Source organism: Blastococcus sp. CT_GayMR16, from assembly GCF_004570875.1.
Taxonomy (GTDB): Bacteria; Actinomycetota; Actinomycetes; order Mycobacteriales; family Geodermatophilaceae; genus Blastococcus_B.
In genome coordinates this window covers 225,448-243,882 of record NZ_SPQK01000001.1, presented here as the reverse complement: position 1 = coordinate 243,882, position 18,435 = coordinate 225,448, and the positions used below count along the sequence as shown (strand labels likewise).

Annotated in this window: 21 protein-coding genes and 3 pseudogenes; 21 read left to right on the top strand and 3 right to left on the bottom strand. The window is 72.3% G+C overall.

What is annotated here, in order from left to right:
• The first annotated feature begins 10 nt into the window (after nt 1-10).
• The 4 genes from E4P38_RS01210 to E4P38_RS01195 all read left to right on the top strand — a co-directional run bounded on the left by E4P38_RS01210 (nt 11) and on the right by E4P38_RS01195 (nt 2,847).
• On the top strand, nt 11-1,117 hold the full coding sequence (locus tag E4P38_RS01210; protein ID WP_135129885.1) for a histidine kinase: 1,107 nt from the start codon (nt 11-13) through the stop codon (nt 1,115-1,117).
• Nucleotides 1,114-1,719, top strand: coding sequence for a response regulator transcription factor (locus E4P38_RS01205; RefSeq protein ID WP_135129884.1), 606 nt, complete (start codon nt 1,114-1,116; stop codon nt 1,717-1,719). The genes E4P38_RS01210 and E4P38_RS01205 overlap by 4 nt, the downstream gene beginning before the upstream one ends.
• 127 nt (nt 1,720-1,846) lie before the next feature.
• A complete protein-coding gene (locus tag E4P38_RS01200) occupies nt 1,847-2,311 on the top strand; it encodes an SRPBCC domain-containing protein (protein WP_135129883.1) in 465 nt (154 codons plus the stop codon).
• Between the two features lie 71 nt (nt 2,312-2,382).
• Nucleotides 2,383-2,847, top strand: coding sequence for a YdeI/OmpD-associated family protein (locus E4P38_RS01195; protein ID WP_135129882.1), 465 nt, complete (start codon nt 2,383-2,385; stop codon nt 2,845-2,847).
• Between the two features lie 106 nt (nt 2,848-2,953).
• On the opposite strand, the pseudogene E4P38_RS01190 reads toward E4P38_RS01195, so the two are convergent.
• Nucleotides 2,954-3,244, bottom strand: a pseudogene (locus tag E4P38_RS01190) (type II toxin-antitoxin system VapB family antitoxin); the annotation flags it as partial.
• A gap of 230 nt (nt 3,245-3,474) precedes the next feature.
• Here E4P38_RS01190 and hrcA point away from each other — a divergent pair.
• From hrcA to E4P38_RS01145, 10 genes and pseudogenes are all read left to right on the top strand, one after another.
• Entirely contained in the window at nt 3,475-4,497 is a 1,023-nt protein-coding gene (gene hrcA, locus E4P38_RS01185; RefSeq protein ID WP_245160718.1) for a heat-inducible transcriptional repressor HrcA, read from the top strand.
• A 15-nt stretch (nt 4,498-4,512) separates the two neighbouring features.
• Nucleotides 4,513-5,643 (top strand): molecular chaperone DnaJ, encoded by a 1,131-nt coding sequence (gene dnaJ / locus E4P38_RS01180; protein ID WP_135129880.1) that lies wholly within the window; start codon nt 4,513-4,515, stop codon nt 5,641-5,643.
• A gap of 1 nt (nt 5,644) precedes the next feature.
• A complete protein-coding gene (locus tag E4P38_RS01175; protein WP_135129879.1) occupies nt 5,645-6,406 on the top strand; it encodes a 16S rRNA (uracil(1498)-N(3))-methyltransferase in 762 nt (253 codons plus the stop codon).
• Between the two features lie 89 nt (nt 6,407-6,495).
• Nucleotides 6,496-6,855 carry a histidine triad nucleotide-binding protein gene (locus E4P38_RS01170; RefSeq protein ID WP_245160717.1) on the top strand — a complete coding sequence of 120 codons (360 nt, stop codon included), beginning with the start codon at nt 6,496-6,498 and terminating at the stop codon, nt 6,853-6,855.
• A 32-nt stretch (nt 6,856-6,887) separates the two neighbouring features.
• Nucleotides 6,888-7,709 (top strand): enoyl-CoA hydratase/isomerase family protein, encoded by an 822-nt coding sequence (locus E4P38_RS01165; protein WP_135129878.1) that lies wholly within the window; start codon nt 6,888-6,890, stop codon nt 7,707-7,709.
• A gap of 285 nt (nt 7,710-7,994) precedes the next feature.
• Nucleotides 7,995-9,428 (top strand): annotated as a pseudogene (locus E4P38_RS23720) (PhoH family protein); the annotation flags it as partial.
• Nucleotides 9,429-9,692: 264 nt separating this feature from the next.
• Nucleotides 9,693-10,049, top strand: a pseudogene (locus E4P38_RS23715) (PhoH family protein); the annotation flags it as partial.
• 5 nt (nt 10,050-10,054) lie between these two features.
• Nucleotides 10,055-10,558 carry an rRNA maturation RNase YbeY gene (gene ybeY, locus E4P38_RS01155; RefSeq protein ID WP_135129877.1) on the top strand — a complete coding sequence of 168 codons (504 nt, stop codon included), beginning with the start codon at nt 10,055-10,057 and terminating at the stop codon, nt 10,556-10,558.
• Nucleotides 10,555-11,910, top strand: coding sequence for a hemolysin family protein (locus tag E4P38_RS01150; RefSeq protein ID WP_135129876.1), 1,356 nt, complete (start codon nt 10,555-10,557; stop codon nt 11,908-11,910). The genes ybeY and E4P38_RS01150 overlap by 4 nt, the downstream gene beginning before the upstream one ends.
• A 6-nt stretch (nt 11,911-11,916) precedes the next feature.
• Nucleotides 11,917-12,252, top strand: a complete 336-nt coding sequence (locus E4P38_RS01145; protein ID WP_135129875.1) for a cytidine deaminase — start codon at nt 11,917-11,919, stop codon at nt 12,250-12,252.
• Nucleotides 12,253-12,319: 67 nt separating this feature from the next.
• Here E4P38_RS01145 and E4P38_RS01140 read toward each other — a convergent pair whose 3' ends face one another.
• Nucleotides 12,320-12,880 carry a hypothetical protein gene (locus E4P38_RS01140; RefSeq protein WP_135129874.1) on the bottom strand — a complete coding sequence of 187 codons (561 nt, stop codon included), beginning with the start codon at nt 12,878-12,880 and terminating at the stop codon, nt 12,320-12,322.
• 60 nt (nt 12,881-12,940) lie between these two features.
• On the opposite strand from E4P38_RS01140, the gene era reads away from it, so the two are divergent.
• The 5 genes from era to E4P38_RS01115 all read left to right on the top strand — a co-directional run bounded on the left by era (nt 12,941) and on the right by E4P38_RS01115 (nt 17,166).
• Nucleotides 12,941-13,858, top strand: a complete 918-nt coding sequence (gene era / locus E4P38_RS01135) for a GTPase Era (protein ID WP_135129873.1) — start codon at nt 12,941-12,943, stop codon at nt 13,856-13,858.
• Between the two features lie 33 nt (nt 13,859-13,891).
• On the top strand, nt 13,892-14,638 hold the full coding sequence (gene recO / locus E4P38_RS01130) for a DNA repair protein RecO (RefSeq protein WP_135129872.1): 747 nt from the start codon (nt 13,892-13,894) through the stop codon (nt 14,636-14,638).
• Nucleotides 14,635-15,399, top strand: a complete 765-nt coding sequence (locus E4P38_RS01125) for an isoprenyl transferase (RefSeq protein WP_135129871.1) — start codon at nt 14,635-14,637, stop codon at nt 15,397-15,399. Before recO ends, E4P38_RS01125 begins: the two co-directional genes overlap by 4 nt.
• Before the next feature lie 126 nt (nt 15,400-15,525).
• A complete protein-coding gene (locus E4P38_RS01120; RefSeq protein WP_135129870.1) occupies nt 15,526-16,293 on the top strand; it encodes a hypothetical protein in 768 nt (255 codons plus the stop codon).
• A 141-nt stretch (nt 16,294-16,434) separates the two neighbouring features.
• Entirely contained in the window at nt 16,435-17,166 is a 732-nt protein-coding gene (locus tag E4P38_RS01115) for a hypothetical protein (protein WP_135129869.1), read from the top strand.
• A 5-nt stretch (nt 17,167-17,171) separates the two neighbouring features.
• On the opposite strand, the gene E4P38_RS01110 is transcribed toward E4P38_RS01115, so the two are convergent.
• A complete protein-coding gene (locus E4P38_RS01110) occupies nt 17,172-17,597 on the bottom strand; it encodes a transcriptional repressor (RefSeq protein WP_135129868.1) in 426 nt (141 codons plus the stop codon).
• A gap of 68 nt (nt 17,598-17,665) precedes the next feature.
• On the opposite strand from E4P38_RS01110, the gene E4P38_RS01105 reads away from it, so the two are divergent.
• Together E4P38_RS01105 and E4P38_RS01100 are read left to right on the top strand one after the other, a co-directional pair.
• On the top strand, nt 17,666-17,941 hold the full coding sequence (locus tag E4P38_RS01105) for an antibiotic biosynthesis monooxygenase (protein ID WP_135129867.1): 276 nt from the start codon (nt 17,666-17,668) through the stop codon (nt 17,939-17,941).
• A 55-nt stretch (nt 17,942-17,996) separates the two neighbouring features.
• Nucleotides 17,997-18,377, top strand: coding sequence for an HNH endonuclease (locus tag E4P38_RS01100; RefSeq protein WP_245160715.1), 381 nt, complete (start codon nt 17,997-17,999; stop codon nt 18,375-18,377).
• Nucleotides 18,378-18,435: the final 58 nt, after the last annotated feature.

Below are 18,435 nucleotides of genomic sequence, written 5' to 3'. Positions count from 1 at the left end.
GGTCCGGGTCGTGGAGGGGTGGAGGTCCTGGCGGACGCTGGGCTGGGCGCTGCCCTGGCTGCTGTTCCAGGGCTTTCCGATCGCCGACCTGGGCCTCACGCCACGTCCGCCCGCGGTGCGCATCGTCGCGGGCGTCGCGCTCGTGGTGTTCACCGCCGCGTACCTGGTGGTCTTCAGCCGCATGTTCGGCCGCAACAAGCCCGCCCGCGGTGCGCTCGTGGTCGTGGTGGTGCTGGCGGTGGTGCTCGCCGTGTGGCTCGGCACCTCGTGGGCGGGCCTGATGATCTACGTGTCGGCCGCGGTGTCGGTGAGCCTGCCCCGGCGCTGGATCTGGCCCGCCGTCGTGGGTGCCGCGGCCGTCTGCACCGCGGTGCTCGCCGCCGACGGACTGCTCGACGAGGTCTTCATCCTCCCGGTCATGTGTCTGCTGACCTCGTTCGCGCTGCAGGGCACCCGGCACCTGATCTCGGTCAACACCGAGCTGGTGGAGGCCCGCGACGAGCTGGCCCGCAATGCGGTCGCCCAGGAGCGGCTGCGCTTCGCTCGTGACCTGCACGACCTGCTCGGCCACAGCCTGTCGCTGATCGCGCTGAAGAGCGAGCTCGCCGGCCGGCTGGCGGAGATCGATCCCGCCCGGGCACGGCAGGAGATGGCCGACGTCGAGGCCGCCGCCCGTCGGGCCCTGGCCGAGGTCCGGGACGCGGTCAGCGGCTATCGCCAGGTCAGCCTGGCGCAGGCACTGGCCGAGGCCCGCTCGGCGCTGTCGGCTGCCGGCATCACGTTGCGCTCCCCGGCGCCGGGGGAGCCGCTGCCGGGAACGGTCGACGCGGTGCTCGGCTGGGTGGTGCGGGAGGCCACGACCAATGTGCTGCGGCACAGCGGCGCCGGCGTCGTGACCGTCGAGCTGACCACGGACGACGACGAGGTCACGCTCACGGTCTCCGACGACGGGCAGGGCGCCGCCGGCACGGCGGGCGACGGGCTGGCCGGCCTGGAGGAGAGGGTGTCGGCGCTCGGGGGCCGGCTGCGGGCGGGCTCGGGGTCGGGCGGCGGTTTCCGGCTCACCGCCGTGCTGCCGACCGCGCCGGCAGCCCAGGAACAGGTGAGCAGCCGGTGATCCGGGTGCTCATCGCCGAGGACCAGTCACTCGTCCGCGGTGCGCTGCGGGCGCTCCTCGAACTGGAGGAGGACATCGAGGTGGTCGCCGAGGTCGGCCGCGGGGACGCCGTCGTCGACGCCGCCCGCGAGCACCGGCCGGACGTGGCGCTCCTGGACATCGAGATGCCCGGCGGCGACGGGATCGAGGCCGCCCGCGAGCTGGCCGCGGCCGTGCCCGGGTGCCGCGCGGTCATCCTCACCACCTTCGGCCGGCCGGGTTTCCTGCGTCGGGCGATGGAGGTGGGCGCGGCCGGGTTCCTGGTCAAGGACGCACCCGTGGCGGAGCTGGCACGCGGCATCCGGGCGGTGATGGCGGGGGAGCGGGTCATCGACCGTGACCTGGCCGCCGCCGCGCTGGCCATCGGGGCGACGCCGCTGTCGGCGCGCGAGGCGGACGTCCTGAGGGCCGCAGCCGATGGCGCGACAGTGGCCGACATCGCCGGCCGGCTGTTCCTGTCCGAGGGGACGGTGCGCAACTACCTGTCGTCGGCGATCGGGAAGACCGGCGCGCGGACCCGCGTCGAGGCGGCCCGGGTCGCCGCGGACAAGGGCTGGCTCTAGTTCGCGTCAGGCCGGCATCGCCCTGACGGCCTGCGGGTCGCGGCGGGGCGGGTGAACCGACCCCTGCTCGCCGCGCGGCGTCCTACGGTGGCCATGCCCGGAGCGCTCACCATGAGGAGAGGTTCCGTTGATCGGCGAACACAGGACATCCATCGACATCGACGCCACACCCGAGCTCGTGTGGGAGGTGCTGACCGATCTGCCCGCCTATCCGGAGTGGTGCCCACTCGTCACCGGCGCAGAAGGGACGTTCGCCCTGGGTGGTCGAGTGTCGTTCACCTTCCCGCCCATGGGCGCGCTGCTCCGGACGACCGTGCGGGCCACAGTGCTGGAGGTGACTCAGTGTCGGCGGCTGCGATATCTGCTGCGGTTCGCCAGGCGTGGCGTACCAGGCCTTCTCGACGTCCAGCACACCGTGACCATCGACCTCCAGGACGACGGGGTGCGGCTGTGGGAGGAGATGCGGTTCCGGGGACTGCTGCTACCACTGATGACTCGTTCCCTGAACCGCGACAGCGGTCCGGCCGTCGGCGCCATGCCCGCAGCACTCAAGAACCGGATCGAAGGCAGGCGGGCGACCCGCATTGAATGATGTGACGGGGGATGTCCCCGGCCGAAGCGGGTGCCTGATCGGCAGAAGAAGATCATGAGGACGGGACGAAGATGACCGAGGCGAAGAGCGCGACGTTCGACACGACTGTGGCCGCGACCGGCAACAACACCGGGATCGTCGTGCCGGTCGAGGTCATCGAAGCGCTCGGGGCGGGCAAGCGCCCTCCGGTGCTCGTCAGCGTCAACGGTCACGAGTACCGCTCCACCGCCGCCGTCATGGGCGGGAAGCACATGATCGGCATCAGTGCCGCCGTCCGTGCCGCCACGGGACTGAAGGGCGGCGACCCGATCCGAGTGACTCTGACGCTCGCGGACACTCCGCGCGAGGTCGACGTCCCGGCCGACTTCGCCGTCGCCCTCGCTGCCGAGGAGGGCTCGTCCGCCTTCTTCGGGAAGCTGTCGAACAGCCTGCAGCGATTCCACGTCGACAACGTCAACGGTGCAAAGACCGCCGAGACGCGTCAGCGGCGGATCGAGAGGGCCGTTGCGCTCTTCCGCGACGGCAAGCAGCGCTGACCACCGGAGGGGGTCGGTTCTAGACCCGACGCGGGTTGGGAACCGGCGGCTGCGCGGGGATCGAGGCGGTGGCCGGGCCGGTCGAGGCCTGCACCGGCGTGAGCGCGTCGAGGTCCAGCACCCGCACGTGGAGCACGTTGCGCTGCTGGAGCGCCGCCCGGAGCGCGCGGTGCAGCCCGTCCTCGAGGTACAGGTCGCCGTGCCACTGGACGGCGTGCGGGAACAGGTCGCCGTAGAAGGTGGAGTCGTCGGCGAGCAGCGCGTCGAGCGCCAGTTCCTTCTTCGTCGTCGTCAGCGTGTCCATCCGCACCTGGCGGGGCGGGATCATCGCCCAGTCCCGGGTGGACAAGCCGTGATCGGGATAGGGCCGGCCGTCACGTACCGCTTTGAAGATCAGGGAACCGACCTCCGCTCTCTGGCCCGGCACGGGGCGCCGACCCGGCCCACCCTAGCGGCCGCCCACCCCGTGCGCCCGCCTCCCGGGGGAGGGTGAGGCCGCCTGCGAGCCCCGCGACGGAGCGGCGCGGCAGACGTATGCTGGCCTGGCACTCTGTCCGTGCGAGTGCCAGTTCGGGCATGTCCCGACGGCGCCGCACGGCACGTCGACCGGTACGGGGAGGTGTCACCGTGGCGCACGACGAACGCCGCCTGGAGGTCCTCCGGGCCATCGTCCAGGACTACGTGTCGAGCAACGACCCGGTCGGCAGCAAGGCCCTCGCCGAGCGGCACGACCTCGGGGTGTCCCCGGCCACCATCCGCAACGACATGGCGGTGCTCGAGGAGCAGGGCTACATCACCCAGCCGCACACCAGCGCCGGCCGGGTGCCCACCGACAAGGGGTACCGCCTCTTCGTCGACCGGCTCTCGGCGGTGAAGCCGTTGTCGATGGCCGAGCGCAAGGCGATCGAGCGGTTCCTCGACGGCGCCGTCGACCTGCACGACGTGCTCAGCCGCAGCGTGCGGCTGCTGGCCCAGCTCACCCGCCAGGTCGCGGTCGTCCAGTACCCGACCCTGTCGCGCAGCGCCGTCCGCCATCTCGAGGTGGTGCAGGTGGCTGCCGCCCGGCTGATGCTGATCCTGATCACCGACACCGGGCGGGTCGAGCAGCGGGTCGTCGACTGCCCGGTGGACGTCGACGCCGAGGCCGTGGCCGAGCTGCGCACGCTGCTCAACTCCGCGTTCAACGGCGTCCGGCTCATCGACGCCGGCGACACGGTGCCCGACCTCGTCGACAACGCCCCGCAGCATCTGCGTGGGCTCGTCGCCACCGTCAGCGCGACGCTGATGGAGACGCTCGTCGAGCCGAGCGAGGACCGCCTGGTCATCGGCGGCACGGCGAATCTCGCCCGGGGGAATGCACTGGACTTCCGGGGCACGGTGCGGCCGCTGCTCGAGGCGTTGGAAGAACAGGTCGTCGTCCTGCGGTTGATGGCTCAGGTGGACGCGAGCACGGTGCTGGTCCGGATCGGTGAGGAGAACGCCCACGAGGCGCTCACCGGGGCCTCCTTCGTCTCCGTCGGCTACGGCAAGGCCGACCACCCCCTGGGTGGGCTCGGCATCGTCGGTCCCACGCGCATGGACTACCCAGGAAACATGGCCGCGGTTCGCGCCGTGGCCCGCTACGTCGGCCACCTGCTGGCCGAGAGCTGAGGCTGAGAATTCTTCATGGCAACCGACTACTTCGGCGTGCTGGGCGTTGCCCGCGGTGCCAGTGACAGCGACATCAAGCGCGCCTATCGGAAGATGGCGCGTGACCTGCATCCGGACGTCAACCCCGACCCCGGCGCGAAAGAGCGCTTCCAGGAGGTCACCCGCGCCTACGAGGCGCTGACCGACCCGGAGAAGCGCCGCATCGTCGACCTGGGGGGCGACCCGTTCGACGCCGGCGGCGGCGGGAACGGTGGCTTCGGTGGGGCCGGCTTCGGCGGGCTCGGCGACATCATGGACGCCTTCTTCGGCGGGGCGGCCACCCGCGGGCCGCGCAGCCGCACCCGCGCCGGGCGCGATGCGCTCATCCCGATCGAGCTCGAGCTCGACGAGACGGTCTTCGGCGTCACCAAGGACATCACCGTCGACACCGCCGTCCTCTGCACGACCTGCACCGGCGCCGGGACCGCACCCGGCACGCACCCGACCACCTGCACGACCTGCGCGGGCCGCGGCGAGGTGCAGAGCGTCCAGCGGGGTTTCCTCGGCCAGGTCGTCTCCAGCCGGGTCTGCCCGACCTGCGCCGGCACCGGCCAGGTCATTCCCGAGCCGTGCCCCGAGTGCGCCGGCGACGGGCGGATCCGCTCGCGGCGCACCATCTCGGTGAAGGTGCCGGCCGGTGTCGAGGACGGGATGCGCATCCGGCTGACCGGCCAGGGCGAGGTCGGCCCCGGCGGCGGCCCCGCGGGCGACCTCTACGTGGAGATCCACGAGCGTCCGCACGACGTCTTCACCCGGGACGGCGAGGACCTGCACTGCCGGGTCACGCTGCCGATGACCTCGGCCGCCCTCGGGACGACGCTCAGCCTCAAGACCCTCGACGGAGAGGAGGACCTCGACATCCGTCCCGGCACCCAGTCCGGCAGCGTCCTGACGCTGCGCGCGCACGGGGCGCCGCGGCTGCGCGGCACCGGCCGGGGCAACCTCCTGGTGCACGTCGAGGTCTCGACGCCGACCCGTATCGACCCCGAGCAGGAGAAGCTGCTGCGCGAGCTGGCCGCACTGCGCGGCGAGGACCAGCCGGAGTCGCACCGCGAGGCGCAGGGCGGGCTGTTCTCCCGGGTCCGCGACGCGTTCAACGGACGCTGACATGACGGCCTCCGACACCGGCGTCCCGGAGCTCGGCGGTGCCCCCATGTTCATCGTGGAGGCGCTAGCCGAGTCCGACGAGCTGCTGGTGGACGGTACCGAGGGCCGGCACGCGGTCGAGGTGCTGCGGCTGACGCCCGGTGAGCGGGTCCGCGTGGGCGACGGCCGTGGGACGGTCGCCGACAGCGAGGTCCTCTCCGCCGGGCCCGAGGGCCTGCGAGTGGCGGTGCGGTCGCGGTTCGAGGTGCCCGCGCAGGCACCGGAGTTCGTGCTCGTCCAGGCACTGCCGAAGGGCGACCGCGGACCGCTGACCGTCGACCTCGCCACCGAGCTCGGCGTCGACCGGATCGTGCCCTGGACGGCTGCGCGCTGCGTCACACGCTGGCGCGAGGACCGTGTGGACAAGGGCGTCGCGAAGTGGCGCGCCGCGGCCCACGCCGCGAGCAAGCAGTCCCGCCGTCCCCGCGTCCCGGAGGTCACCGACCCCATGACCACCCGGGAGGTGTGCGGCCTCCTCGCGGACGCCGACCTCGCGGTCGTGCTGCACGAGCAGGCCCGCCGTCCGCTCGCCGAACTCGACATCCCGCGGACCGGGACCGTGGTGATCATCGTCGGCCCCGAGGGTGGGCTCACCGACGGGGAGGTCGTCGCCTTCCGTGCCGCCGGCGCGCAGGCCGTCCGGCTGGGCGTCGAGGTCCTGCGGACGTCGACAGCCGGCGCGGCAGCGCTTGCGGCCCTGTCGATGAAGACCCGCTGGGGGTAGTTCGTCCAGCGAGTGTCGGTCTGCCGTCCTCTCGATCGCGCCGAGAGGACGACAGGCCGACACTCGGCGGCCGGCTCTAGGGTGCTGTCGTGTCCGACTGCCTGTTCTGCCGCATGATCGCCGGTGAGATCCCCGCCGACGTCGTCCTCCAGACCGACCGCGTGTTCGCGTTCCGGGACATCAACCCGCAGGCGCCGACGCACGTGCTGGTGATCCCCAAGGAGCACCACGCGACGGTCGGCGCCCTCGCGGCCGACGACGCCGGTCTGCTCGGCGAGGTCGTGGCCGGCGCGCACGCGGTCGCCCTCCAGGAGGGGCTGGTGACCGACGGCGGTGCCGAGCCCGGCTACCGCCTCGTCACCAACACCGGTCCGCAGGCGGGCCAGTCGGTCCACCACGTGCACTTCCACGTCCTCGGCGGACGCCGGATGGAGTGGCCTCCGGGCTGAGTCGGACGGGCCCGGGTGGCAGGGTGGATCCCATGACCGACCCCGCCGCGCCCGTCCGGATCGAGCGGGACGGCGATGTCGCCGTCGTCGTCCTGGACAGCCCGCCCCTGAACCTCTTCACCCCGGCCGTGTTCCAGGCGCTGGACGCCGCCGTCCGGGACCTGGTGAACCTGACCGACCCGGCCCGCGACGGCCGCGCCCGGGCGGTGCTGTTCGAGGCGCGCGGCAAGGTCGTGTCCGGCGGGGTCGACGTCACCTTCTTCCGCGACATCGCCGAGGGACCGGAGCCCACCGCCCGCGGCGGCGAGCTCTGGGCGCAGCTGCTGCGGGTCGCCCAGACCGTCGAGGACCTGCCGGTGCCGACGGTCTTCGCCGCCCACGGGCTGACCCTCACCGCGGCTTTCGAGCTGTCGCTGTGCTGCGACATCCTGCTGGCCGCCGAGAAGGCCTCCTTCGGGCTGGTGGAGATCGTCGTCGGGCTGACGCCGTCGATGGGCGGGCCGCAGCGGCTGGCCGAGCGGGCCGGCCCCGCTCGGGCGCGCGAGCTCATCTTCACCGGCGAGCGCTACACGGCCGAGATGCTGGAGCGCTGGAACGTGGTCAACCGGGTGCTGCCCGACGAGGGGTTCGCCGAGGCCGCCCGCGCGTACGCCCACCGGGTGGCCGCGGGCCCCACGGTCGCCCACGCGGCGACCAAGCGGCTGGTCGCGGCGTCCGTGCGCGAGGGGGCCCGGGCAGCCGACGCACTGGTGCCCGAGGTGTCCGGCGCTCTCTTCGCCACGGCCGACCTCCGCGGCGCAGTGGCGTCGTTCCTCACCGACGGCCCGGGTAAGGCGACCTACTCGGGACGGTGACCCTGCTGACCCCATGGGGCGAAGCCGGGATTCGGGGGTGCAGGCGCGGGTAGACTCGACCGGTCCGATGTGCACCAGGAAGCTCATAGTCGTTCAGGAAGGCAGGGTCGAGGGTTCTTGCCCGACACCTCCCCAGGCGTCCCCGTGGCTGATGGCAGCGCGTCCCGAGAGGCCTCGGCACGCGCCGCGGCTCAGGACGCGGCCTCCCCCCACACGCCTGCCCAGTCCGCCGCCGGCAGCCCTGCCGCCGTCCGGACCACCATCACCGTTCCCGACTCCGTCTCGATGGTCGCCCTGCTGGGCTCGGCCGACGAGTTGGTCCGCCTGGTCGAGGCGGAGGTCGAGGCCGACATCCATGTGCGCGGCAACGAGATCGCCATCACCGGGCTGCCGGCCGACAACGCCTTCGCCGTCCGGGTGTTCGACGAGCTGATCGCGCTGCTCGGCACCCGCCAGGAGCTGCGGCCGGACTCGGTCCGCCGGGTCATCGCGATGCTGAAGAGCGGCGGGTCCGAGCGGCCGGCCGACGTCCTCAGCCTCGACATCATCAGCCGTCGCGGCCGCACGATCCGGCCCAAGACGCTCAACCAGAAGCGGTACGTCGACGCCATCGACGCCAACACGATCGTCTTCGGCATCGGCCCCGCCGGCACCGGCAAGACCTACCTGGCCATGGCCAAGGCCGTGCAGGCGCTGCAGACCAAGCAGGTCAACCGGATCATCCTGACCCGCCCGGCCGTCGAGGCCGGGGAGCGGCTGGGCTTCCTGCCCGGATCGCTGTCGGAGAAGATCGACCCCTACCTGCGGCCGCTCTACGACGCGCTGCACGACATGGTCGACCCGGAGTCGATCCCGCGGCTGATGGCCGCCGGCACGATCGAGGTCGCCCCGCTGGCCTACATGCGCGGCCGAGCGCAGCCATACGACGCCACCGTGCTCACACCCAACGGCTTCATGCCGATCGGCAGCCTGCAGGTCGGGGACCTTGTCATCGGGTCCGATGGAACCCCGACGCCCGTTCTCGGGGTCTACCCGCAGGGCACGAAACTGGTCTACCGCGTCACCACCCAGGACGGCGCGTCGACGCTGGCCTGCGGTGAACACCTCTGGACGGTGGCCACGCCGGATGACCGCCGCCGCGGCACGACACGCACGCTCGAGACACAAGAGATGACCGGCAATCTGCGCTGGTCGCATGCGCACCGCTACGAGTTGCCGCTGGTCGAGGCGGTCGAGTTCGAGCCCCAGGAAGTACCCCTCGATCCCTACGCGCTCGGCCTGCTGCTCGGCGACGGCTGCCTCACGACGGCCACCACTCCGTCCTTCTCCACGGCGGACCCCGAACTGGTCGTCGCACTCGAGTCGGCGCTCGACGGCATCGTCGTACGGCACACGGCCGGACCCGACTACGTCCTGCACCACGTCAACGGCGGGCGGGGCGGCCTGCGGATCGCGAACCCGGTGACCGAGGCCGTTCGAGAGCTGGGCTTGGCGGGCACTCGGTCGGAGACGAAGTTCGTGCCCTGGGTCTACTCGCACAACTCTGCGGAGGTGCGGACGGCCCTGCTGCAGGGGCTCCTGGACTCGGACGGGGGCCCGGTTCCGCAGCGCGGCCGCACCTGCCGGATTCAGTACACGACGACGTCTGCCCGTCTGCGCGATGACGTCATGTTCCTGGTCCGCTCGCTGGGCGGCTTGGTCACCTCGCGGACCCGTCCGGCGGCCGGACGCCGGCCGGGCCTTGCCCTGGGCCGGCCCGTCCACCACCGGCACGATGCTCACATCCTCGACATCCGCCTGCCTGCCGGCACCCAGCCGTTCCGGCTGGAGCGCAAGCGGAGGCGCTACGACGCCACCGGCGGCGGACGGCCGATGCGGTTCATCCAGAGCATCGAGCCGGTGGGCGAGCAGGAAACCATGTGCATCCAGGTCGCCGCCCAGGACTCGCTGTACGTCACGGACGACTTCCTCGTCACGCACAACACGCTCAACGACGCGTTCGTGATCCTCGACGAGGCCCAGAACACCACCGCCGAGCAGATGAAGATGTTCCTCACCCGCCTCGGCTTCGGCTCCAAGATCGTCGTCACCGGCGACATCACCCAGGTCGACCTGCCCGGCGGCGCGCAGAGCGGGCTGCGGATCGTCCGCGAGATCCTCGGTGACATCGAGGACGTCCACTTCTCGAACCTGACCAGCGCCGACGTCGTCCGTCACCGCCTGGTCGGCGACATCGTCGACGCCTACGAGCGCTGGGACGCCACGAGGCAGCCGGCTTCCGCCCGACCGGCAGCTGGCGCGCCGGTCCGGACGTCGCGACCGCGCCGGCAGGGGAGCTGACCGGCGTGCCCGTCGAGGTGGCCAACGAATCCGAGATCGCCGTCGACGAGGCCGAGCTGGCCGGCATCTGCCGCTTCGTGCTGGGTGAGATGCAGGTCAACCCGCTGGCCGAGCTCTCCGTGCTCTGTGTCGACGTCGAGTACATGAGCAGCCTGCACGAGCGCTGGATGGGGGAGAAGGGGCCGACCGACGTCCTGGCCTTCCCCATGGACGAACTGGACACCGGCCGACCCGACGACCCCGATCCGGGCCCGGCCCTGCTCGGGGACGTCGTCCTCTGCCCGGCCGTCGCCGTCCGTCAGGCCCGGGCCGCAGGCCACTCCATGGACGACGAACTGGTCCTCCTGGCCACGCACGGCGTGCTGCACCTCCTCGGGTACGACCACATGGACCCCGATGAGGAGAAGGAGATGTTCGGTCTCCAGCAGAAGCTCATCGAGGGCTGGCGGTCCGCGCCGCGCGAGCCCGTGACCGGCGAGGCGGCCGGCCGGGAGCCGGGGATCCGATGACGTCCGGAGCGATCACCCTGCTCGTGATCGCGATCCTCCTGGTCCCGCTGGCCGGACTGTTCGCCGCCATGGACGCCGCGTTGCAGCGGGTCTCCAAGGCTCGCGTCGAGGAGATGCGCCGGGAGGGGATCAAGCGCGCAGCCTCGCTGGAGGAGGTCCTCCAGGAGCGCTCGCGCCACGTCGCCCTCCTGCTCCTGCTCCGGATCGTGTGCGAGACGCTCGCGGCGGTGCTGGTCACCGTCCTCTTCTACGACCTGTGGGGGAACAGCTGGCAGACGATCCTCACCGCCGCCGGCGTGATGGTCGTGGTGAGCTACGTGCTCGTCGGCGTGGGTCCCCGCACCCTCGGCCGGCAGCACGCCTACGGGGTCGCACTCGCCACCGCGGGTGTCGTGAAGCTGCTCGGCCGGGTGCTCGGGCCGGTGGCGACTCTGCTGATCCTGATCGGCAACATGATCACGCCGGGACGCGGCTTCCGCGACGGCCCGTTCTCCTCCGAGGTCGAGCTGCGCGAGCTGGTCGACATGGCCGAGGAGCGCGGCGTCGTGGAGTCCGGCGAGCGCCAGATGATCCACTCGGTGTTCGAGCTGGGCGACACCATCGCCCGCGAGGTGATGGTCCCGCGCACCGACGTCGTCTGGATAGAGCGCACCAAGACCGTGCGCCAGGCGCTCGCCCTCGCACTGCGCAGCGGCTTCAGCCGGCTGCCGGTCATCGGGGAGAACGTCGACGACGTCGTCGGCGTCGTCTACCTCAAGGACCTCGTCCGCCGGTCGCAGAACGGTTCCGACCAGCGCGGCCCGCGGGTCGAGGAGGTCATGCGCCCGCCGACGTTCGTGCCGGAGTCCAAGCCGGTCGACGAGCTGCTGCGGGACATGCAGGCTCAGCGCATCCACATCGCGATCGTGGTCGACGAGTACGGCGGCTTCGCCGGGCTGGTCACCATCGAGGACATCCTCGAGGAGATCGTCGGGGAGATCGCCGACGAGCACGACCAGTTCCAGCGACCGCTCGTCGAGGAGCTGCCGGACGGCTCGATGCGGATCACCGCGCGGCTTCCCGTCGAGGACCTGGCGGAGCTGTTCGGTGTGGAACTGCCTGAGGACGACGACGTCGAGACCGTCGGCGGACTGCTCGCCCGCGCACTCGGCAGGGTGCCGATCGAGGGCGCGTCGGCCGAGGTCGGCGGGTTGAAGCTGGTCGCCGAGAGCCGCGGCGGGCGTCGCAATCAGATCGACACGCTGCTGGTGTGCCGGGTGGAGGAGCTGTCCGAGGAGACCGCCGAGGAGCCCCGCGGGTCGTCGGGCAGGGGGGCCACCCGCTACGAGGAGCCGGCCCCGGTGGAAGGCTGACGCCTCGTGTCAGAACTTCAGCCCGAGGACGCCAAGCTCGTCACACTCGCCCGGTCGGCGCGCGGCCGCACCGGTGCCGCCGAGGGTGCGGCGGTGCGCGACACCGACGGCCGCACCTACCTCGCGGCCACGGTGTCCCTGCCCTCGCTGAAGCTGTCGGCGCTGCAGGCCGCGGTGGCCGCCGCCGTCTCCAGCGGGGTAGAGGGCCTGGATGCGGCGGCGATCGTCTCGGCCGCCGACGCCGTCGAGTCCGACGGCCTGGCCGCCGTTCACGACCTCACGCCGTCGGCACCGGTGCACCTCGCCGGCCCAGACGGGAGTCACCGCACCACTGTGTGTTGAAGGACCTCGTCCTCCCCACCCCTCGCAGGCTCGGGGCGGTGCCCTGGACGAGGCCGTAGGGGACAGCTCAGAGCGGGTGGCCCAGGGCGGCGGCGAACGCCGCCGGGTCGCGCACCCAGTGGGTGAACGCCGTGTCGGTCTGCCCGTCCTCGGCCAGATGGCGGACGGCGACCCGCTGACGACCCGGCCACCGGCCGCCCTGCCGCGTCGGTGAGGGCCAGTCGGCCGGGGCGTCCCCGAGCCGCACGTCCCGGACCAGCATCAGCGGCACCACGTTGCCCGGCGACGTCCGGCTGCCCGCGACGTCGGTGGACACGCCGTGGTCGGAGACCGTGAACCGGCAGGTGCTCAGCAGCAGGACGACGAGACCGAGCCCGAGGGCGAGCGGCGCCTCGTCGACGAGTGCCGACGAGCCGCCGACCCAGCCGAACAGGCCCAGCCAGACCGTGACGACGACCGCGACGAAGATGACCGCCGTCGACCGCGCCGCGTCGTACTGCCAGTACCGCAGCGGGGCCGGACGCACCGTCGCCGACGCCTTCGGGCCGCGGCCGACGAGGAACGGATAGCCGCGCGTCTGCTCGAGGTGCCGCTCGCGCTCCTGGATCGCCCGCGCGTGTGCTGCCATGTCCCGATCATCTCAGCCGGTTGCGGCGGATCCGTCGTCCGGCGGTGGGAGACTGGCGGGGTGAGCCTCCCCGAGCAGCCGCCGCACCGCAGCGGCTTCGTCGCACTGGTGGGCCGCCCCAACGCCGGGAAGACGACGCTGACCAACGCGCTGGTCGGCGAGAAGGTCGGCATCGTCAGCAACCGTCCGCAGACCACCCGGCACGCCATCCGCGGGGTGGTGCACAAGCCGAGCGGCCAGATCGTCCTCGTCGACACCCCCGGGCTGCACAAGCCGAAGAGCCTGCTGGGCAAGCGGCTCAACGACGTCGTCCGCGACACCCTGTCCGACGTCGACGTCATCGTGTTCTGCATCCCCGCCGACCAGCCCGTCGGCACCGGCGACGCGTTCATCGCCCGTCAGCTGCGCGAGGTGAAGGCCCCGATCGTCCTGGTGGTCACCAAGACCGATGCGGCTCCGAAGAAGCAGGTGGCCGAGCAGCTGATGGCCGCCAGCCGGCTGGTCGAGGCCGCCGAGGTCGTGCCGGTCAGCGCGGTCAACGGCGACCAGGTCGAGCTCCTGGAGGACCTGCTGATCGGCCTCCTGCCGGAGGGTCCGCCGCTGTACCCGGAGGAGCAGACCACCGACGAGGACACCGAGCGCCAGATCGCCGAGCTGATCCGCGAGGCGGCGCTGGAGAAGGTGCGCCAGGAGGTGCCGCACTCCCTGGCCGTCACGATCGAGGAGCTGGTCCGCCGCCCCGACCCGAAGCGGGCCGGCGGCGAGCTGATCGAGGTGCACGCGCTGCTGCACGTCGAGCGGAACAGCCAGAAGCCGATGCTGCTCGGCAAGGGCGGGCAGATCATCAAGGCCATCGGCAGCGAGGCTCGGGTCGGCATGGAGACGCTGCTCGGTGCCCGGGTGCACCTGGAGCTGCACGTCACCGTGCTCGGCGAATGGCAGGACGACCCGAAGAAGCTCAACCGGCTGGGCTACTGACGTGGCCGCCGAGAACGCCGTAGGAGTCGAGCCGTGAGCACGACGCCGAAGGCGCTCTACCGCGACGAGGGCGTGGTGCTCCGGACCCAGAAGCTGGGGGAGGCCGACCGCATCATCACCGTCCTCACCCGCAAGCACGGCAAGATCCGCGCGGTCGCCAAGGGTGTGCGGCGCACCAAGAGCAAGTTCGGGTCGCGGCTGGAGCCGTTCAGCCACGTCGACCTGCAGCTCTACACCGGCCGCAACCTCGACATCGTCAGCCAGGCGGAGTCCATCCGCTCCTACGGCAACGACGTCGTCGACGACTACCCGTCCTACACCGCGGGCACGGCGGTCCTGGAGACGGCGGACCGCCTCACCTCCGAGGAGAAGGAGCCGTCGCTGCGGCTGTTCCTGCTGGTCATCGGTGCCATGCGGGCCCTGGCCGATCGGACGCACCCGGCCGGTCTGGTGCTCGACGCGTTCCTGCTCCGGGCGATGTCGGTCGCCGGCTGGGAGCCGGCACTGTCGGGCTGCGCCCGCTGCGGCGAGGGCGGGCCGCACCGGCACTTCTCGGTGCCGGCCGGCGGCATGGTCTGCCCGGCCTGCCGGCCGACCGGTTCCTCGATGCCGAGCCCGGTGACGATCGAGCTGCTGGAGGCCCTGCTGACCGGCGACTGGGAGTTCGCCGAGGCCAGCCAGGGCACCAACCGGCGTGAGGGCAGCGGCCTGGTGGCAGCGCTGCTGCAGTGGCACCTGGAGCGTGGCCTGCGGTCCTTGGCGCTGGTCGATCGCACGTGAACCGTGAGGTCAAGGCGCCGAACCCGCACCCCTCCGGCGCGCGCCCCCCGCAGATCCCGGCCGACAAGGTGCCCGGTCACGTGGCCATCGTCATGGACGGCAACGGCCGCTGGGCGAACCAGCGCGGACTGCCCCGGACGGCGGGGCACGAGGCAGGGGAGTCCTCCCTGTTCGACTGCGTCGAGGGCGCCATCGAGCTGGGCATCACCGCGATCAGCGCCTACGCCTTCTCCACCGAGAACTGGCGGCGCAGCCCGGACGAGGTCCGCTTCCTCATGGGCTTCAACCGCGACGTGATCCGCCGCCGCCGCGACGAGATGCACGAGCTCGGCGTCCGGGTGCGCTGGGCGGGCCGCCGTCCCCGGCTGTGGCGCAGCGTGATCAAGGAGCTCGAGGTCGCCGAGGAGCTGACCCGCGACAACGACGTCCTCACGTTGACGATGTGCGTGAACTACGGCGGCCGGGCCGAGATCGCCGATGCCGCCGCGGCGATCGCCCGGGAGGTGGCCGCGGGCCGGCTGAAGCCGGACAAGGTCGACGAGTCGACCGTCGCCCGCTTCCTCGACGAGCCGGACATGCCCGACGTGGACCTGTTCGTGCGCAGCTCCGGGGAGAACCGGACCAGCAACTTCCTGCTCTGGCAGTCGGCCTATGCCGAGCTGGTCTTCCTGGACACCCTGTGGCCCGACTTCGACCGCCGGCACCTCTGGGCCGCCTGCGAGGAGTACGCCTCGCGGCAGCGGCGGTTCGGCACCGCCTGAACCGTTCGCGGCGCGATCGACAGCGGAACGAGACGCGCCGTATCCCGTGGTGGTCGGCGGCTCTCCTCACTACGTTGCGGTCACCGCGGCGGGCGCGGCCCGCCGCCGTCGTGCGAGGGATGCGCCATGAGCCAGCCTCCAGCCCCTTCAGGTGGTCCGCTCGGCCGGCCGGGACCGTACGGCCCAGGCCCGTACCCCGGCTCCTATCCGCAGCCCGGCTCGTATCCGCCGCCCGGCCCGTTCCCGCCCCAGGGCGCGCCGGGCCCCTACGGTCCCGGCGTCCCGCCCTACGGGCCGCCGCCTCCGCCGAAGAGGAACCTGCTGCCCTGGTTCATCGTCGGCGGTGCGGTGCTCCTGTCGGGGCTGGGCATCCTGCTGGTCGTCCTGCTCACCGGGCCGGACGACGACACCTCCACCGCCGCGGGGGACCAGGTGACCGCTTCCGCCACGTCGGAACCGGCTCCGGACGACGCGTCGGCGGACGCCGGATCGCTGCCGGGCGGAGCGAGCGCGGTCGACACCGAGGAGGCCGACAGCGGCGCGCCGGGGGAGACCGCGTACGCCGGGTCCGAGGAGGTGGCGCTCGACTTCATGAACGCGCTGCTCAACCGCGAGAACCAGGCGGCCTACGACCTCAGCTGCGATGCGCTGCAGGGTGCGGGCGTGGCCTTCGGCGCGGCCATCGGGGGCACGGCCGCCGACGGGCTCGCGCAGGCCTTCCGCGACACCGTGGCCAACGGCGAGTTCATGACCGACGGCACCTTCGACGGCATCGCCTACGAGCCGGCGGCCGACGTCGACCGGGCGACGTTCACCGCCGTCCTCGAGAGCGGCTCCTCGGTCGTGATCCACGTCGACGTCGAGTCGGACCTGACCGTCTGCAACTGGTACTAGAGGCCGGCAGGTCACGATTTCGGTTCCCGGGGGGTTCGCGCGGCATATCCGGTCCGCGGTCGGGCGCATCCTCACTACGGTGCCGCCAGCCTGGATGAGCACCGCCCTCTCGTCGCCGTCGGAAAGAGTCCGAGACACGCCATGACCCAGCCCCCCTTCGGCGGCTACGGCCCGCAAGGTCCCTACGACCCCACCGGCCGGCCCGTCCCCCCGCCCGGTTCGTTCCCGCAGCCAGGGCCGTACGGGCAACCGGGTCCCTACGGGCAGCCCGGGCCCTACGGCGGGCCACCGCCCCCGCCGCCTCCGCCGAAGAGGAACCTGCTGCCCTGGTTCATCGTCGGTGGCGCGGTGCTGCTCTCCGGGCTGGGGATCCTGCTGGTCGTCCTCCTCGGCGGGGACGACTCGGCCGATCCGCAGAACGTCGCGTCCGACTCCACGCCGGCGGCCTCGTCGTCCTCGGCCGGGGCCAGCACGTCGGAACGCGCGGAGCTCCCGGGCGGTGCCCGGGTCGCCGAGGAGGACACCGGCGCCGACCAGAGTCGCTTCGAGGGTTCCGGTGACGTCGCCCTGACCTGGGTCCAGGCGATGGCGGAGGGGGAGTTCCAGACGGCCTTCGACCTGTCGTGCGCCGAGGTGCAGCGGGCGGCCACCGATGCGGCCGCCGGCGGGGACGCCGCGTGGGAGCTCGGCACGTACTTCTTCGAGCAGACGCTCGGCGGCCAGGGGTTCACCGACGGGACCTTCGACAGCGTCAATTACGACAACACGTCCGACACCGACATCGCGTCGTTCACCCTGCAGCTCGACAACGGCGAAGAGTTCCTGCTCCTGGTGTACGTGCTGCCCGACGGGACGGTCTGCGACTTCCTCTGACCGGCTCAGGCCGACGTGCGCTCCGGCGGCGCGTCGGACTGGGCCGGCTCGGCGGCCCGGCAGGCCACGCAGGTGCCGAAGATCTCCAGCGTGTGGCTGACGTCGGCGAAACCGTGGTCGCCGGCGATCCGGTCGGCCCACTGCTCGACGGCGGGTCCGGCCACCTCGACGGTGAGCCCGCAGCCGCGGCAGACCAGGTGGTGATGGTGCTGGGGGCTGCACCGACGGTAGAGGGCCTCGCCGCTGTCGGTGCGGATCGAGTCCAGCTCGCCGTCGTCGGCCAGCGACTGCACGGCCCGGTAGACCGTCGACAACCCGACGGGATCGCCCGCGTCGCGCAGCCGCGCATGCACCTCCTGCGCGCTGTGGAAGCCGTCGAGGTCCTGGAAGACCGCTCGGACGGCGGCGCGCTGTCGGGTGGTGCGGGCCATGTACCCATGGTGACAGGCCCACATGGCAACGTCTCCGCTCCGGGTGGGACGACGAGGAGGAGGACGCCGTGTTCGCGGTGACGCGCTTTCGGGCGGCGGGGGACGACGCCGAGGCGCTGGCCGCCGCCGTCGCGCCGCTGCTGGCCGCCCTGGGCGCCCGGCCGGGCTTCCGGGACGGCGAACTCGGCCGGTCCGCCGACGACCCGGAGCTCTGGGCGCTGGTCACCCGCTGGGACGGCGTCGGGTCCTACCGGCGGGCGCTGTCGGCGGCCGAGGTGAAGATCAGCGGCGCTCCGGTCTGGGTGCACGCGCTCGACGAACCCGGGGTGTACGTGACGGACTGACCGGCGCCCGCGTGGCCGACCAGGATCCGGCCCGTGGCGGCCATACGCTCCGGCTGTGGTCAGCGGAACCCGGCGGGCGAGGAGTGCGCGGAAGCGCAAGCGCCGGATGGAGCGGGTCGAGCACGATCTCAGCGCCGAGCAGTGGACCGCGCTCAAGGCGGCCTGGGGAGGTTGCGCGTACTGCGGGGCGGCCGACGCGCCTCTGCAGCGTGACTGCGTGCTCCCCATCTCCCGCGGCGGTCGCTACACCCTCGACAACATCGCTCCGGCGTGCGGCTCGTGCAACGCCAGCAAGTGCAACGACGAGGTCACCGGCTGGCTGCGGCGCAAGCGGCTCGACGAACGCGCGTTCCTGGTGCGCCACGTCGAGATCAGGACGGCGATGACGCATCTGTTCATGCGTGATCCGGGGGACACCGAGCCGGCCGAGGCGTAGCGCGGCGCATCGCGGGCACCACCTCGGGGACGTACCCGGCCATCGCCGGCGAGCGCCA

What these genes read in the sequence shown, in the direction of transcription:
- E4P38_RS01195 (WP_135129882.1), top strand. Translation starts at nt 2,383, where the DNA reads ATGACCGAGGCGAAGAGCGCGACGTTCGACACGACTGTGGCCGCGACC.
- E4P38_RS01120 (WP_135129870.1), top strand. Translation starts at nt 15,526, where the DNA reads ATGAGCCAGCCTCCAGCCCCTTCAGGTGGTCCGCTCGGCCGGCCGGGA.
- E4P38_RS01110 (WP_135129868.1), bottom strand. Translation starts at nt 17,597, where the DNA reads ATGGCCCGCACCACCCGACAGCGCGCCGCCGTCCGAGCGGTCTTCCAG.
- E4P38_RS01150 (WP_135129876.1), top strand. Translation starts at nt 10,555, where the DNA reads ATGACGTCCGGAGCGATCACCCTGCTCGTGATCGCGATCCTCCTGGTC.
- E4P38_RS01115 (WP_135129869.1), top strand. Translation starts at nt 16,435, where the DNA reads ATGACCCAGCCCCCCTTCGGCGGCTACGGCCCGCAAGGTCCCTACGAC.
- E4P38_RS01175 (WP_135129879.1), top strand. Translation starts at nt 5,645, where the DNA reads ATGACGGCCTCCGACACCGGCGTCCCGGAGCTCGGCGGTGCCCCCATG.
- dnaJ (WP_135129880.1), top strand. Translation starts at nt 4,513, where the DNA reads ATGGCAACCGACTACTTCGGCGTGCTGGGCGTTGCCCGCGGTGCCAGT.
- E4P38_RS01140 (WP_135129874.1), bottom strand. Translation starts at nt 12,880, where the DNA reads ATGGCAGCACACGCGCGGGCGATCCAGGAGCGCGAGCGGCACCTCGAG.
- E4P38_RS01165 (WP_135129878.1), top strand. Translation starts at nt 6,888, where the DNA reads ATGACCGACCCCGCCGCGCCCGTCCGGATCGAGCGGGACGGCGATGTC.